The organism is Acinetobacter sp. SM34, from assembly GCF_022012365.1.
Taxonomy (GTDB): Bacteria; Pseudomonadota; Gammaproteobacteria; order Pseudomonadales; family Moraxellaceae; genus Acinetobacter.
On the sequence record NZ_JAKLTP010000012.1, the window covers coordinates 25,236 to 39,991 of the forward strand.

Sequence of the window (14,756 nt, forward strand, 5' to 3'; positions counted from 1 at the left end):
AGAACTAACCCACATTTTGGGTCACTTTTAAATTTTGAATATGTTTAAGAAAAAGGGCGTGCGATTATCGCTAATATATTGATTAAGCTTAATATATTTCTCATCCTGATCTTTACTACTAAAAGCTAAATTGCTGGCAAATAACAATTGGGGAATTGAGCGGCTGACAGCAAGTTTGATTCTTTCAATTAATAATTGATCTACGATTTGATAATTTTCGAAATTTTTGTCTGTTGCAAACACGCCTATAGGTAAAATCTGGGCTTGAAAAAAGCTGAATAGGGGACGAAATTGATGATCAAGCATTAAGGCATGACGCTCACTGCCCCCAGATGCAGCCAATAATACTGGCTTATCAACTAATGCAAATTGATCGACATAGTCGAACAAATGTTTAAATAACCCCGTATATGAAGCCCGGTATACTGGACTAGCCACAATCAAAGCATCTGCTGTTTCAATAAGATCAAGTGCCTCCTGAACTTCAGTTGCAAGTAAATCCCGTCTGGTGGCACCATTCACTAAATGACCAATTTCACTTAATTTTACATATTTTATTTCGATATCAATGTGTTGCTGTAACTCAGCTAATATTGCATCAACCAATGCTTCTGTTTTTGAAGGTGTTTGAGCTGAGCCTATAACAGCCACTAGCTTTAAAGGGTGAAAAGAAGATATTAAACTCATCATAAATAACCTGAATTGGGCTTAAAATACATAAATCAGTATTCCGTTTAGGTCTATATACGCGAAAATCATGCCAATATTTATATATATATATTTCAATAACTTAAATAAAATAATATTAAAACCTATTTCTTCTTAAATACATTATTTGTTGGAATAGTGTTCCCCTAACAACACTTATTCATTTTGTCATACAAAAAAAAGCGCTGATAAATCAGCGCTTTTTTATAAAACTTAGCAGCATATTTCAAGTTACCTTGAAATATGACTTAAAGAACTGTTATCCACAGAATCATACTGCTTTACCTAAATAGGCCTTTTGAATTTCGCCTGTTTCATACAATTCCCTTGTTTGGCCTGAAGCATAAACTGATCCATTGTCAATTACATAAGCATAGTCTGTATATTCAAGTGCCAAACGTATATTTTGCTCTGCAACCAGAAAACTTGTACCTTGCTGCTGACGTAATTGTTGAATTAACTCGAAAATTTCATAACTGATTTTTGGTGCTAATCCCATAGATGGTTCATCCAGTAAAACCAATTCAGGCTCAGTCATCAATGCCCGACCGATGGCCAACATTTGTTGTTCTCCACCTGAAGTATAACCAGCTAATGTCTGCTTTTTATCAGCCAGTCTTGGAAAATAATGATAAATTTTTTCCAAAGCCTGATTGAGTTTTTTCGTAGATAAGTGTTGTATAAAGCCGCCTGTCCGTAGATTTTCATCCACTGTTAAATGTGCAAAACAATGCCTGCCTTCAAGAACTTGAACCAAGCCTTTTTTCACAATATCACTCGGATTTTTACCACGGATTGACTCTCCCTGATATTCGATCTCACCTTGCTGAATTTTTCCATTATCAGCAAAAATCAGCTGCGATATTGCTTTGAGTGTCGTGCTTTTCCCTGCACCATTTGCACCTAATAAGGCTACAACTGAACCTTTAGGCACAGTCAAACTGACTTGTTTTACAGCTAAAATGCTTTCTTCATAAACAACTTCAATATCTTTGACATTTAATAGCGGCCCAGTTTTGGCTGATTCAATCATGTTTGATAATCCGGACATGCAGCAATTCCTCTCTTAATCTTCAGTAGCACAGTTCCGGACAGTAATACCCTGTTCTTTAGCATATTGTTGTGATGATTTTTCAATGATAGGGCGCAATAATTCACGATCTGCCTGTACCCAGTCACTAATCACTTTCCAAGATTGCCCATCCCACTGTTGGAAACGCACTGCTCCACCACCTTCATGATCTTCACATGAAAGTTTTAGAGGTTGTACCAAACCATACGCACCAAGTTCTTTTAAACGTTCATCTGTTAAATGGATGTTTTCAAAGCCCCAACGAACTTCTTCACCCGTTAAAGGACGCTTACCAAATTTTTCTTGAGCTACACGAACAGCTTCTACATTTAAAATACCATTCACAACGCCAAGGTTATAATAAACCGTACCAAAACGTTTTTTATCGGCTAAGTCTGATTGTCCTTTATCTAGAACTAAAGATTTGATTTCTTGTAATACTGGGAAATTCGTTCCTGATGGATGGGTTGTGATAGAAATAAAGCCATTTGCAGCATTACCTGCTGGCGCTGCATCTTCTTCAGAGTTTGACCAGATATTCCCAATAATTTTATTTGTTGGATAACCAACTTTTTGTGCCGTTTTTAAAGCAACGGGATTCATTACCCCCCAGCCACGTAAAATAACCCAATCAGGCTGAATGCGTCGAATGTTCAACCATTGTGATTGCTGCTCATTCCCTGGATGCGGTACTTCAATATGGGTGACTTCAAAACCATATTTTTTAGATAAAATATCAATTACAGGGATTGTTTCTTTACCATAAGGTGATCCATGGTAAAGCACGACAATTTTCTTGCCTTTAAGATTTTCAATTCCACCACTTTGTTGTCCTAAATAATTCACAATGGCAGATACTTCACTATATGGATTTAACTGCAAGGGAAATACATAAGGGAATACACGACCATCTGTAGAATCTGTACGACCATGGTTAATGGTAATCAACGGCAATTTATCTTTTGTAGAACGTTCTAGTGTTGCATAGGCAATTCCCACAGATAATGGATTGGTAGCTGCTGCTGGTGCTCCATTTAAACCTTTTTTCAAACGTTCATAGCACTCAACCCCTTTTTCAACAACATATTCGGTTTCACATTCTGACCAGACCATCTTTACACCATTCACGCCGCCTTTGGCATTAATCGCTTTGAGATAATCAATAAAGCCGCCAAAGAAACCTGTTCCACCTGATGCATAAGGACCAACACGGTAACTCTGCAATGGGAAATATTGTGCATTCTGATCAGACAATTGTGCTGGTTCTACAGCAGTTGCTTGTGCCTGTGCTGGTGCTTTTTCTAATGGTTGTTCAGGTTTATCCTTTTTGGTGACCAAAACAATGATTACAAGGATGATCGCAATAGCAACCAACCAGAACCATAAGGATTTAAACAATTTCATTTTATGCCTCTAAATAGATAAGTAAATCAATGGAATTCATTCAAAGTAATTAATAACGTAATGGCCAGGCTCTTAATCGTTGATAAAGCGTGCGTAATAAACGGCTCAGACCTTCAGGCTCTTTGATGAGGAAATAAATAATCAAAGCACCAAAAATAATTTTTTGCAGATTTTGTAATAGCGCCTGGTCAATCCCCTGACCAAAAATAGCTTGGCCAAATACACTCAAAAAAATCGGAAGCAATACAATAAAAGCGGCACCATAGAAGCTGCCTGCTAAACTGCCTAGCCCACCAATAATAATGATGAATAGAATTTGAAATGAGCGGTTCAGATCAAGTCCATTCGCTTCAATTGTTCCAAGATAGGCAAAGGCCCACAGTGCACCGGCAATTCCGAGATAAAAGGAACTGATGGCAAATGCTAGTAACTTGGTTCTTCCGACTGGAATACCAATAGTGACGGCAGCTGTTTCCATGTCTCGGACGGCTCTAAAATTCCGCCCATATTGACTTTGTATAAGATTGCGGGCTAAAAAAGTCAGTACGACCACAATGCTCAATGTCAGCAGATAATGTTCAGCCGGACTACTCAGCGAATAACCCAATATTTCCATAGGTGGGACAGAAATTACCCCTGAAGCATTGTGATTAGTGAACCAGCCATACTGCGTGAATAACCAGGGAACAAAAAATTGAGCAGCCAACGTAGAAACAATTAAATAAAATCCTTTAATTCTCAAACTAGGCAAACCCACCAAAATCCCAAAGACAGCGGAAATAAGTCCCCCCAAGAGAATACTCAGCAGTAACGGCAATTGAGGAACACGTAACTCCAGGTTATAAGTTGCAAATGCTCCCACAGCCATAAACGCCGCAGATCCTAATGACAATTGCCCTGCATAGCCGGTCAAAATATTTAACCCTAAACCTCCTAATGCCAAAACTAAATAAGGGACTAAAATGGCATTAAACAAATAGTCCGAACCCACAAAAGGCAGGAAGACAAAAGCGATTAACAGACCAAAATAGAACAAAATGCGATGTTCTTTTAAACGAAAAATACGCTGTTCATCTTGATAATACTGAGGATATTGTCCTGATTGACTAAAAAGAAACATATATTAGACCCTCGCAACTTGCTGCTGACCGAACAAGCCTGTTGGTCGTACCAATAGAAATAGGATAGCGAGTAGGTATGGGAACCAGTTTTCTATACCTGAACCAATTAATCCACCTAAATAGATTTCTGCGAGCTTTTCACTTGCACCAACAATAAGCCCTGCCACAATAGCGCCTGAAATTGAAGTAAAGCCACCGATGATCAACACCGGTAATGCTTTCAGTACAACCAGTGATAATGAAAATTGCACACCTAAACGAGCTCCCCACAATAGACCTGCAACTAATGCAACAAAGCCTGCTACAGTCCAGACGAGAATCCAAATTTTATTGAGCTGAATCCCAATTGACTGAGCTGCAAGTGGATCATCGGCAACTGCTCTAAGGGAAATACCAAAACGTGTCTTGCTAAAAAGTAAAGATAAAATGATGACTAAACTTCCTGCTATCGCAGTCGCAAAAAGATCAAATTTGCTGAGCATAATTCCAAAGACATCAATAGGGGTGTCAGAAATTCCCAGATCTAGACCATGAACCTGTGTTCCCCATACGGTTTGTGCTACACCCTCAATGACATAGCTTAATCCCAGCGTTGCCATAAATAAGGTAATCACAGAGCGGTTAATCAAATGCCGTAAAATCAATGCATCAATCAGCAAAACTAAAATAAAAATCGAGAATAAAGTCACAATAAATGCGACAACGAATGGAATGCCGAGCTCTGTTAAATTAACAAAGGTCAATGCAGCAAAAAGTACTAATGCTCCCTGAGCAAAGTTAAATACTCCAGATGCACGATAAATCAACACAAAACCGATGGCGACTAAAGAGTACATAACCCCTGCGAAAGTCCCACCGAGTAATACTTCAAGAAAGAAAGACATGAAATAGACCTCAATTTTTTAATGAATTTTTATGTATTTAACTGGCGTCAATCTCTTGCATTCCCAGATAAGCACTCAACACCTCTGGATGTGCCTGAATATCTGCTGCTGAGCCGTCTGCAATTTTTTGCCCATAGTCCAGTACAACAATGTGATCCGAAATATTCATAACCACACCTAAATCATGCTCAATCATTAAAATAGTGATTCCCAAACGCTGGTTTATCTTTTGAATAAAATTAGCAATACTTTGCTTTTCTTCATGATTCATACCCGCCATTGGCTCATCCAAAAGCAATAATTCAGGCTCAGCTGCCAAAGCACGTGCTAGTTCAACCCGTTTTTGCAAGCCATACGATAAGGTACTGACAATCTGCTCACGATATTCCTGTAAATTAAGCAGCTTTAAAATTTCTTCAACTTTATAACGCTGCTCATCATCATTTTTTTTAGCTTGTGGTAACGATAAAATGGCAGCAAATAACGAATACTTACTTTTTAATACTCGCCCCGCCAGGACATTATCCAATACCGACATTTGTTTAAATAAAGCCAGATTTTGAAAGGTCCGAGCGATTCCTAAATGCGGTGCATGCTTCGCTTTGTAATGATTAAGCAGTTTTCCTGACAAAATAATCTGGCCCGACTGTGGCTGGTAAATACCGTTTATAATGTTAATAACAGAACTTTTTCCTGCACCGTTCGGCCCGATCAAAGAACAAATATGTCCTTTATCTACCTTAAAACTCAGTTTTTTCAGGATTTTAGATGTACCAAAAGCCAGATCAATATCCTTGACTTCTAAATAGGTTGTAGTGATTGATGTCATACTCATCTCCTACTGCACTAAGCTGACTGAAATTACTGCTGTCTCATGATTAAAGTCAGCAAGCTGGGTGATATTCCATTCTGCCTGCTGTCCCCAATACTCTACTTTTACGCCTAAGTTTTCGTAAAAACGTTGAGTAATTTCATCAAGCCCTTCCCCTACAATCAAAGCTGTTTTTAATCGAGAAAATCCAAGCTCTTCCAAAATGGCTCGTTTGAATAATCCAAGAAGAATTTTTTGGAGAAGACTCAGCGGTAACTGCTGCTGAGCTTGCAGTAATACAGTGTAATAAGCTTTTCTGAGCCAACTGCCTGATTGTGGCAAACGTTGAATAATGAGCTGTTCAACACGCTCATAAGTTGACTTCGTTCCAAGTACCAAGGTAGGTGCGATAACTTGTCTATCCTGATCCCGTGTTTGCAAAGTCTCAGGAATATTTAAGCTGAATCCAGCAAGTAACCATGCTGACCACAAATAACGAATATGCCCAATACTTGAAAATGCTCGAGCAATAAATGCTTCTTCATCTTCATTTAGCTCATGAGTTTGAACCAGTAACTCTGCTTCCTGAATTAGATCTTGATGTGAGTAATCAATACTGAATCTTTGATTGTTTTCAAAATGTTCAAAACTAAATGCAATTTGTGAAGCTGGAATATTTATACTGTTAAAATCAATCAATGGCGTTTTATTTTCAGCTAGCAAACTTGTCAAATCGACAATATGTTCATGCTGAATCTGCTTCAGATTATTTTGTTCAAGATAAAAAATATACGCTGGATCGCAATTTAAAGACTCGATTGAGACCAGCCACTCCAATTGCTCAACTAAAATATAGTCAGGTTTTAATGCTGCTAAATATTTGACAAAATCATGCTTAATGGAATTTTCAAAGCTTTGATCAAATAATTGAACCTTGCCACCTAATGCCTGTATGGCCAGACTGATTGCAACAATATCAACATTGGGACTACTACAAATTAAAAAAACCTGATCTTTTTTTAAACCCAATTTATCCAATGCTGATGCATATTTTTCACTTCTTTTTAGTAATTCATGCCAGGTCCATTGCTCCCATCGACCTAATTTTTTATGTCTGAGTGCTATTGCTTTCGGTCTAAGTTGTGCGTGATAAGCCAACAAAGAAATAAGACTGTGCATAGATGCCGACATTCTGCAAAACTTCCTCCTCATATCGTTTGTAAAAACAATGTGAGACTTGAATAAATATTGCAGTATCTATTTCAATTTATGTGCCAACTATCATTATCAATAATATCAAGCACTTATTTAATAGACATACATCGCCTTGTTTATTTTTTTTCTAAAAAATGTTGAACTACTGTTTTATATGCAACAATCATCAAAATTTTTGGCAGATAGATTTAAAATTTTCTTATTTTATAAGTACTAAAAAATAGCATTGCTACTAAATACATCCGGCAAAAGTTACTTTGGTAATTTCAAATCAACGTCTGGAATTACAGTACTTGGTCTGAAATCAACTTTATAGCGATATGTACTCACACCTGCCATTAAGTTGCTCGGAGAAATAAGTGACATTATCGGAAATACCTCATGAGTGTTTCTTGAACTCATCCGCACCAGTCTTACAAGTCACATCAACTTTGCGCTCACCAACTGGATCAAAAGAACACTTACCTTCAATTGTTAAGATGTATTCACCAGTGATGCCATTGTAGAAAACAATACGGCGATCTAGCTGAAAGTTGTCAGCTGCATATGACAAGTTACGCGAAGCAACTTGAGCATCACGCGAACAACCTACAATTCCAATTGCGCACATCAAGCCAACTGCTAGTAGTTTTGTTTTCATTGATTCACTATCCTTTAGGCAATAAAAAAGCCCAATCAAATTAATGATCAGGCTTATGTTTTCTGGTTTGGTATTATTCAACTTCTTTCAAGCAATCCCGGCACACCTGGATTTCTTCATCATCAACCGTGTAATCAATTTCTGTTGCACCATTCAGGCCGAATAAACACATTAAGAATTGGAGTATAATTTTTTCCAAAAAAAAGTCCCATGCGAGGGATGCATAGGACTAAAACAAGAGAAACTACAGCGTTTCAATTCGTTGGCGCATTATAAACATGTATTTAAAATATATGAATAGCAAAAACTACCAAATCTATAAAAAATGAAAGTTTATAAATAAAAACCAGAGTATTTTCATGCCTTGGTTTTTATACATATCCTAGAAAAAGAAAAGCCCCGACATATGAATGACGAGGCTTATATGTCGTAATACTTTCGACAAAATATAAAAATCTTCAATAAAAAACCTGCTTAACTCTCCCAAATTAAACAGGCCTAATTCCACTAATACCTTAGAATTTTTGGAGTTATTATTTGTTTTCACTAAATATAGGATTAAATTATTTCAACATTATTAAAATAAAAAAAACATGATTATTAATTTAATTAATCGCATTTTTTTTAATCAATTATTACTTAACCTCTTTCAAACAATCCCGACACACTTTAATTTCTTCATCATCAATCGTGTAATCGATTTCTGTCGCACCATGCAGGCCGAATAAACATATTAAGAATCGGAGCATATATTACCCTCAACGATATGGTCCCTTCACAAATGTATTTCTAGTTAAAAATATATGAAGGTACCATCAGGATATTTTAATTATGGTGAAACAGGATTTATTTAATTCGATCTAAATAGCGACCATATGTAATCCATTTACACTTTCCACATTGCCACTCACTGCGAGCATTTAAATGGTTAATCTGATCCCCATGAATAGTTCGAATCAGCTTGTAATCATACCCCCACCATCTTGTTAACTGAATTCCCTACACCCAACTCACAATCTAAACATACAGTACTATTGGGAATTGGAATTAAATAAGGTCTACAGCTTTCCCACATGCAAAAAAAAAGCCCACTCAAGGAAAGTGATGTGGGCTTATAAACTAAGGACCTTGGGAGGTCATTCAGAAACTACAGCAGTTTCTATTGGTTATTTTGTACACTATTCAAATAGTTTTCACTGGCTGAATATTCCAAAAATTAAGATAATACAAAATAAATCAATATATTATAAAAACATAATTAATTATTTGTTAAATATTAAAAAAGTCCGCTTAACCTGGGGAAGCTAAGCGGACTAGTACGGGGTATCATCTTTTTTATTTTTATTGCACTTTCTCTTTGGAGCAAAAAAAATATATCACCATGCTTTGATTTACAAAGTATTGAGAATGCACAGGAACTGTTTTTACTCGTCTACTTTGGGTTATTTTTCTTTTTAAGGTATGGCAATTTTGATTTAAACATTACTTCATTTTTTGTCACCCTGAACTCTTTTTTTGTTCCAGGATGAATAAAAGTATTTTCATCATTTAGACCAATCACCTTTTCATTAATCACTATTTGAGGCAAAGGTACACATACAGGTTTTGTTCCGTATTCATTGAAAATCTTTTCAAACACCCGCTTTACCACTATCTTCATACCACAACGACTTATAGCTTTTACTTCTTTTAATATAAAAATTTTAGACATTTCCAATAACTCTTTTTATTTTTTTCCAAAGAATTATAGAAGTGCCATCTTTCTGTGTTGTTAATTTTTTATATAAATTTGTGATCAAAAAAAATCTAGTGGCGGCAATTAATCTTAAACCACTACGAATAAGGGAAGCCGCCATAAGGTGCCCTGATATTGCTTACACAGAACATTTCTCAGGGCATTAAAAAAGCCCCCTATTTAGTGAGCTCTTAAATTCAATTCTTTGGCTTCCGTATATACACTTCAGCCTGATCTGTGGCATCGCACAACTTCATATTTTTGGATAGTCAAACCCCAGAGTTTAGCCACATCCCATCAACAGGGATTCTTTACCAACAGCCACCATCAAGTGAGCAGATTGCTAAGGCAAATAAAGTTGCCAAGGTTAAGGCGGTTTTAAAAGAGTTTGCTGCTATTTCTTTAATTGGCATCACCGTTGTTTCAACCCTATTTACAGTTCGCAACTGTTCAGATGATGCAGATCGTCAAGCTGTGCAGACAGTTAAGTTTCAGATGGAGGTGGGGAAATGAATGGTGCACATGAATATGCAGGTTTATTTAAATCTGCTCAGTATGGGAATCTCTACCTTCTTTCTCATCACCATGCTCGTGGACAAACATTCCAAATATTTGTCGTTCCTAAAGGTTTTCAGATTAAACTAGGGGGAATTAATGCGCCACATGGTTGTATTCAGGTTTATGGAATTCTTGGTGGTCACCCTGGTTGGACTGAATTTTATGGTTGGATTCATAAAGGCCCTTGGCAGCAAGATTTCTACAAACCTGTAGCTGAGTGCAGAGCTGAAATAGAAAAGCTTGAGCAAGAAAAAGCAGAAGCAGAAGCTTTAGCTAAAAGAGAAAAAGAGAAAAAGAGAAAGAGTTGCAATGCAATTGGCAACTTATGGAGACCTATCATGAACGCTCAAACTAAACCTGAATTGTTCGCTCCTTGTTTTCCGCTGCTGAATATCGACCTAGTGAAAATTGAACTGGCTCGACTTGATGTTCTGGTTGATCAGGTGGCTGCTGACCTTGTGGGCTTATCGAATGCTGACACCACATCAACAGTAAATACGCATTGGATTACTTTTATGAAGATGCCAGATATAGAAAGTTGTATAGAGGTGAATCAATGACAGCAATGGCAAACATAGGTAACTTTATTGTTGCCCTACCACCTTCAGACATTTGGTTGACAGATAATCAGGCGGCAGAATTTTTAAGTTTTTTAAGTTATGAAAAAGGATATTTCAAAACATCTATTATTTGCTTAAAAGGATTCCCAAAACTAAAGTATGTTACAGAAACTGTAAAAGGCCGAAGATGGAACTTGAAAAAATTATCTGACTGGTTAAATGAAAGGCCGGAAGATTTGAAAAAAGCAGTAAGTAGACCCCGCAAAATATAGCAGGGTTTTTCTTGTCTAAAAAAATGGATTACGCCAATATTACGCCAAAGTATATATAAGTTATTGATTTTATAATAAGTTGTGGTGCGCTCAGCGCGCACCATAAACAAAACATATAATATTGATTTTTATAAATAAAAAATTAAACCAGAATAGCTTTTACCGTAAAAAATACCGTATAAATACTATTCACTTTTTCAAATTGATAATTTGAAATTTAGTGACGTAATTTTGACCTATATCAAATTCAGTATATTGAATCAGTTTGAAATGTTCTTCAAATTTTCAATTAGCATTTTAAACAGTATATGGGTTCTAACATCCTTACAACCTAATAAAATCATTATGTTATAACATCATCTTTTTTGTATTTGTTTTTTTCATGTATCATTCAAGAATACAACTTCAAGGGTTAGATTATGTTTGAAAATATTGATGCTTTAAAGACAAAATTAGATGAGCATCGTCCTCTTTCCCCTGCAATTGTAAAAAATCTACAAGAAGATCTTATTGTTCGTTGGACATATCACTCGAATGCAATCGAAGGCAATACACTTACTTTGCTAGAGACCAAAGTCGTTTTAGAAGGCATAACTGTTGGTGGAAAAGCATTACGAGAACATTTCGAGGCAATCAACCATAGAAATGCTATCTACTATGTTGAAGATATTATTCGTAAAGAAGAGCCTTTTTCTGAATGGCAGATTCGAAATATCCACCAGCTCATTCTAAAAAATATTGATGATGACAATGCAGGACGTTATCGCCAACAAAACGTATTGATTTCAGGTGCTACAACTACCCCACCCGACTATACATTATTGAATGACAAAATGGCTCAGCTTGTCGATTGGTACAACTCTGAGGCGCATAAGCTGCATGCTATTGAACGTGCAGCTAAAGTACATGCAGATTTTGTAGGCATACATCCATTCATTGATGGGAATGGTCGTACATCGCGTCTCTTGATGAATCTTGAACTCTTAAAAGCAGGCTATCCGCCTTGTGTGATTACAGTAGAAAATCGTTTGGCTTACTATGAAGCATTAGATCAATGGATGGCTTATGGAAAAACTGAGAATTTTATTCAGCTGGTTACAGATGCTGTATTGGAAGGGTTTAAGCCCTATCAAGTAGTCTTAGGAATATAAAAACCCCTTATCTCATCGTCTTAAGACGATGAGATAAGGGATGTATTAGATTGTTATTTACTACTTTCTGATACTGCAAACTGAATTTCTACCCGTCTATTTCTTCCATCTGATGGATCAATACCATTTAGAGGACGAGAGTCACCATAACCCGCAACGATAACCCGATTTGCATCTTTAGAATCCAAACTTGAAATGATTAGTTTTCTAGCTTCTCTTGCTCTAGCCGCAGATAACGTAAAGTTGTCATCATAAACCGTACATTTTTCCTTAAAGTCAAGAACAGGCTGCTTTACAACTGAATTATCAGTATGTCCTTCAACAAAAACAGAGGCATTCGGATTTTCCTTTAAAAAACTAACGATACGTTGATCGAGGCTTTTGAATGTTTTAGCTGCCGATGGTGTGATACAAGCACTGCCTACATTAAAAATATTTTCTTTTAATGTGATTTTTCCATCAGCGATGTCAAAGGAAATTAAATTACTCGCTCCTGTTTCATCTACAGAATTCTTTAGATCCGTTAACATCTCACTAATTCTTTTCTGCTGGGCAGCCCCCCCCTGCTCTAACTCTTGCTTATGCTTTAATTCTGCATAAGTTTTTTGTAGAACTGACATGACAAGCAGCAACATTACGACAGCCATTACACCAGCCATAAGATCTGAAATGGATACCCACTCACTTGGCTTATCCTTCATTCACTCAATCCTTCCAACCCAGTAGCGCCTGTGAAATAGCAGAATTTACATTACCACTCTTAATCTTTTCATTTTTCTTTTGAGAACTATTTTGCTTTAAATTCTGAGACTCCATCCTTTCCAATGTTGCCTTCTGTAAAACAATACCATTTGCTAAATTTTCTAGTGTAGGCTTCAAACTATTAAGAGCATCGAGATTTTGAGACAAATCATTAAATACGTTCCCCACTGTTTGTGTAAGATCCTCGCTACTTAGTTTGATTTGTTTACCCAGACCAATCACTTGACGATTACTTTCTGAAACAGCTTTTAAGCCACCTGTAATATCTCCAGACAACTTATTAACCAAACCTGTCATCTCTTCAATATATTCATTTAATGTATTCGTGCTCTGAGAAAATACTTTTTGTGCTTTTGTCTGCAATTCCATTGATTGACCAATCGTAGCAGTAACTTCATTCATCGTTTTATCAACACTTGTAGATAAACTAGTTACCGCATTAGAAATATCATGAGTTGCATCACCTAAACCTTTGGACATTTCAGACATATTTTTTTTGAAGCTTGTACTCATATCACCAATAGATAATTTGAGATTATCTGACATTTTTGTCATATTTTGGCTAAAGCTAGTATTCATATTAGAAATGGTAGAGTTCAAGTCTTTTTTCATCAAAGAAATGACTTCTTCCATATTCTGTCTAAAGCTATCAATAACAGTTTGTAGTTGGCTCGCTGACGTCCCCATTGTCGATGCGGCTTGAGACATGCCTTCAGCAGCCTTTCCTAGTCTAATAACTGTTTCTTCATTCTTATGAATGAAGTCAACCATAGCATTACGCGTCTGAACACTCTGAGCTACATTATCTTGGAGCAATTGTGCAGTTTCTTTATGTTGCTCTCCAACTAATTCGATTAGGCTCACTGATTGTTGCGCTAAAAGATCGAATTTCTTTTCCAGCAATGTAGACTGTTTGTTTAAAGTTTCTATTTGCCCAGAATGATTTTGAGTAAGCAATGAACGATGATCTTTACTATTTTGCTCAAATGATAATAAAAATTTCCCTGTTTGTTCTAGATGAGAAGCATGATTTTGCTGTGTATTCTCAACTAACCCTTCTATAAGCCTAGATTGTGAAGTTAAAGAACGTACATTTTCTTCATTACTTAAATGTAGCTGTTTTAACTGTTCATCATGACTAAGCTGAATGGCTTTAATAGTGTCTTGAGTATGCTGAGTTAATTGCTTGAGTTGTTCTTGATTAGTAGATTGATTTTTTGCAACAGTTTGTTCAAATTGCATAGCTATACTTTGCATACAATCAATCAGCTTATTATTATTGTTACGATCCTCTTGTAATTTCTGATCACGAACAATATCGAGCTCACTTTTCACTTTTTCAATTGACCAACGTAAGCGACGTTCTTCATAACCATTTTTAGATAAAATGACTTTTAAAAGAATAAAAGCAAGTAATCCCCAAGTAGATGTTTTAAATTTAGTCCCTAATCCCTCAAGCATTTGCATAAGGTTCGCCATTGATGCATCCATATTACTCAATGCATTAGCACCCGTGAGAATTGAAGATGCTTTATCTAAGGCAAGCCCTAAACCTAAAAATGTACCCAACAAACCAATAATCAGAATCATGCCAGGCATAATATCTGCCAATTTTTCAGATGGTGTTGCAACAGCTTCGCTAATTTCCATAACGGAGCCATGTTCGGCATCTAGTTTTTTTGACTGATTATTTTTGTTGCCACCATACCAATTATGCTCCCAATTCTCAGGCTTTGCTGTTTGATACACTCTAAAAATTGTGAAGAAGAAAAGGCCCCAAATAACAAAAAAGAAAATACTAGGTAATGCATCTAATTTAAATGGAGACAAATGAAAAGGAAGTAAAAAACTCAAAATTTCCAT

The 14,756-nt window shown here is 36.4% G+C and carries 15 protein-coding genes and 1 pseudogene; 4 read left to right on the plus strand and 12 right to left on the minus strand.

Annotated features, from left to right (window positions below; translation table 11 throughout):
• Positions 1-27 precede the first annotated feature (27 nt).
• From msuE to LZZ98_RS10975, 10 genes and pseudogenes are all read right to left on the minus strand, one after another.
• Entirely contained in the window at positions 28-690 is a 663-nt protein-coding gene (gene msuE, locus LZZ98_RS10930; RefSeq protein WP_442862709.1) for an FMN reductase, read from the minus strand.
• A gap of 289 nt (positions 691-979) precedes the next feature.
• A complete protein-coding gene (locus tag LZZ98_RS10935) occupies positions 980-1,759 on the minus strand; it encodes an ABC transporter ATP-binding protein (protein WP_237787870.1) in 780 nt (259 codons plus the stop codon).
• Between the two features lie 15 nt (positions 1,760-1,774).
• Positions 1,775-3,184 (minus strand): ABC transporter substrate-binding protein, encoded by a 1,410-nt coding sequence (locus LZZ98_RS10940; RefSeq protein WP_237787871.1) that lies wholly within the window; start codon positions 3,182-3,184, stop codon positions 1,775-1,777.
• A gap of 49 nt (positions 3,185-3,233) precedes the next feature.
• Positions 3,234-4,304 carry a branched-chain amino acid ABC transporter permease gene (locus LZZ98_RS10945; protein WP_237787872.1) on the minus strand — a complete coding sequence of 357 codons (1,071 nt, stop codon included), beginning with the start codon at positions 4,302-4,304 and terminating at the stop codon, positions 3,234-3,236.
• A gap of 3 nt (positions 4,305-4,307) precedes the next feature.
• The gene (locus LZZ98_RS10950; RefSeq protein WP_237787873.1) at positions 4,308-5,189 is read right to left on the minus strand and encodes a branched-chain amino acid ABC transporter permease; all 882 of its coding nucleotides are present in this window, start codon (positions 5,187-5,189) and stop codon (positions 4,308-4,310) included.
• Positions 5,190-5,226: 37 nt separating this feature from the next.
• The gene (locus LZZ98_RS10955) at positions 5,227-6,018 is read right to left on the minus strand and encodes an ABC transporter ATP-binding protein (RefSeq protein ID WP_237787874.1); all 792 of its coding nucleotides are present in this window, start codon (positions 6,016-6,018) and stop codon (positions 5,227-5,229) included.
• Between the two features lie 9 nt (positions 6,019-6,027).
• On the minus strand, positions 6,028-7,191 hold the full coding sequence (locus LZZ98_RS10960; protein WP_237787875.1) for an AMP-binding protein: 1,164 nt from the start codon (positions 7,189-7,191) through the stop codon (positions 6,028-6,030).
• Positions 7,192-7,467: 276 nt separating this feature from the next.
• Positions 7,468-7,855 (minus strand): annotated as a pseudogene (locus tag LZZ98_RS15615) (beta-sandwich lipoprotein).
• A gap of 1,432 nt (positions 7,856-9,287) precedes the next feature.
• On the minus strand, positions 9,288-9,566 hold the full coding sequence (locus LZZ98_RS10970) for a hypothetical protein (protein ID WP_213033307.1): 279 nt from the start codon (positions 9,564-9,566) through the stop codon (positions 9,288-9,290).
• Entirely contained in the window at positions 9,559-9,711 is a 153-nt protein-coding gene (locus LZZ98_RS10975; RefSeq protein WP_237787877.1) for a hypothetical protein, read from the minus strand. Before LZZ98_RS10975 ends, LZZ98_RS10970 begins: the two co-directional genes overlap by 8 nt.
• A gap of 140 nt (positions 9,712-9,851) precedes the next feature.
• Between LZZ98_RS10975 and LZZ98_RS10980 the strand changes: the two genes are divergently transcribed.
• The 4 genes from LZZ98_RS10980 to LZZ98_RS10995 all read left to right on the plus strand — a co-directional run bounded on the left by LZZ98_RS10980 (position 9,852) and on the right by LZZ98_RS10995 (position 12,131).
• Positions 9,852-10,103, plus strand: a complete 252-nt coding sequence (locus LZZ98_RS10980) for a hypothetical protein (protein ID WP_237787878.1) — start codon at positions 9,852-9,854, stop codon at positions 10,101-10,103.
• Positions 10,100-10,708 (plus strand): hypothetical protein, encoded by a 609-nt coding sequence (locus tag LZZ98_RS10985; RefSeq protein WP_237787879.1) that lies wholly within the window; start codon positions 10,100-10,102, stop codon positions 10,706-10,708. The genes LZZ98_RS10980 and LZZ98_RS10985 overlap by 4 nt, the downstream gene beginning before the upstream one ends.
• Positions 10,705-10,980 (plus strand): hypothetical protein, encoded by a 276-nt coding sequence (locus LZZ98_RS10990; protein ID WP_237787880.1) that lies wholly within the window; start codon positions 10,705-10,707, stop codon positions 10,978-10,980. The genes LZZ98_RS10985 and LZZ98_RS10990 overlap by 4 nt, the downstream gene beginning before the upstream one ends.
• A gap of 419 nt (positions 10,981-11,399) precedes the next feature.
• Positions 11,400-12,131 (plus strand): Fic family protein, encoded by a 732-nt coding sequence (locus LZZ98_RS10995; protein WP_237787881.1) that lies wholly within the window; start codon positions 11,400-11,402, stop codon positions 12,129-12,131.
• A gap of 53 nt (positions 12,132-12,184) precedes the next feature.
• On the opposite strand, the gene LZZ98_RS11000 is transcribed toward LZZ98_RS10995, so the two are convergent.
• Complete coding sequence (locus LZZ98_RS11000) at positions 12,185-12,832, minus strand: OmpA/MotB family protein (RefSeq protein WP_237787882.1); 648 nt, start codon at positions 12,830-12,832, stop codon at positions 12,185-12,187.
• Positions 12,833-12,836: 4 nt separating this feature from the next.
• The gene (locus LZZ98_RS11005; protein WP_237787883.1) at positions 12,837-14,756 is read right to left on the minus strand and encodes a hypothetical protein; all 1,920 of its coding nucleotides are present in this window, start codon (positions 14,754-14,756) and stop codon (positions 12,837-12,839) included.

What these genes read in the sequence shown, in the direction of transcription:
- msuE (WP_442862709.1), bottom strand. Translation starts at nt 690, where the DNA reads ATGATGAGTTTAATATCTTCTTTTCACCCTTTAAAGCTAGTGGCTGTT.
- LZZ98_RS10935 (WP_237787870.1), bottom strand. Translation starts at nt 1,759, where the DNA reads ATGTCCGGATTATCAAACATGATTGAATCAGCCAAAACTGGGCCGCTA.
- LZZ98_RS10940 (WP_237787871.1), bottom strand. Translation starts at nt 3,184, where the DNA reads ATGAAATTGTTTAAATCCTTATGGTTCTGGTTGGTTGCTATTGCGATC.
- LZZ98_RS10945 (WP_237787872.1), bottom strand. Translation starts at nt 4,304, where the DNA reads ATGTTTCTTTTTAGTCAATCAGGACAATATCCTCAGTATTATCAAGAT.
- LZZ98_RS10950 (WP_237787873.1), bottom strand. Translation starts at nt 5,189, where the DNA reads ATGTCTTTCTTTCTTGAAGTATTACTCGGTGGGACTTTCGCAGGGGTT.
- LZZ98_RS10955 (WP_237787874.1), bottom strand. Translation starts at nt 6,018, where the DNA reads ATGACATCAATCACTACAACCTATTTAGAAGTCAAGGATATTGATCTG.
- LZZ98_RS10960 (WP_237787875.1), bottom strand. Translation starts at nt 7,191, where the DNA reads ATGTCGGCATCTATGCACAGTCTTATTTCTTTGTTGGCTTATCACGCA.
- LZZ98_RS10970 (WP_213033307.1), bottom strand. Translation starts at nt 9,566, where the DNA reads ATGTCTAAAATTTTTATATTAAAAGAAGTAAAAGCTATAAGTCGTTGT.
- LZZ98_RS10975 (WP_237787877.1), bottom strand. Translation starts at nt 9,711, where the DNA reads ATGGCGGCTTCCCTTATTCGTAGTGGTTTAAGATTAATTGCCGCCACT.
- LZZ98_RS10985 (WP_237787879.1), top strand. Translation starts at nt 10,100, where the DNA reads ATGAATGGTGCACATGAATATGCAGGTTTATTTAAATCTGCTCAGTAT.
- LZZ98_RS10990 (WP_237787880.1), top strand. Translation starts at nt 10,705, where the DNA reads ATGACAGCAATGGCAAACATAGGTAACTTTATTGTTGCCCTACCACCT.
- LZZ98_RS10995 (WP_237787881.1), top strand. Translation starts at nt 11,400, where the DNA reads ATGTTTGAAAATATTGATGCTTTAAAGACAAAATTAGATGAGCATCGT.
- LZZ98_RS11000 (WP_237787882.1), bottom strand. Translation starts at nt 12,832, where the DNA reads ATGAAGGATAAGCCAAGTGAGTGGGTATCCATTTCAGATCTTATGGCT.
- LZZ98_RS11005 (WP_237787883.1), bottom strand. Translation starts at nt 14,756, where the DNA reads ATGGAAATTTTGAGTTTTTTACTTCCTTTTCATTTGTCTCCATTTAAA.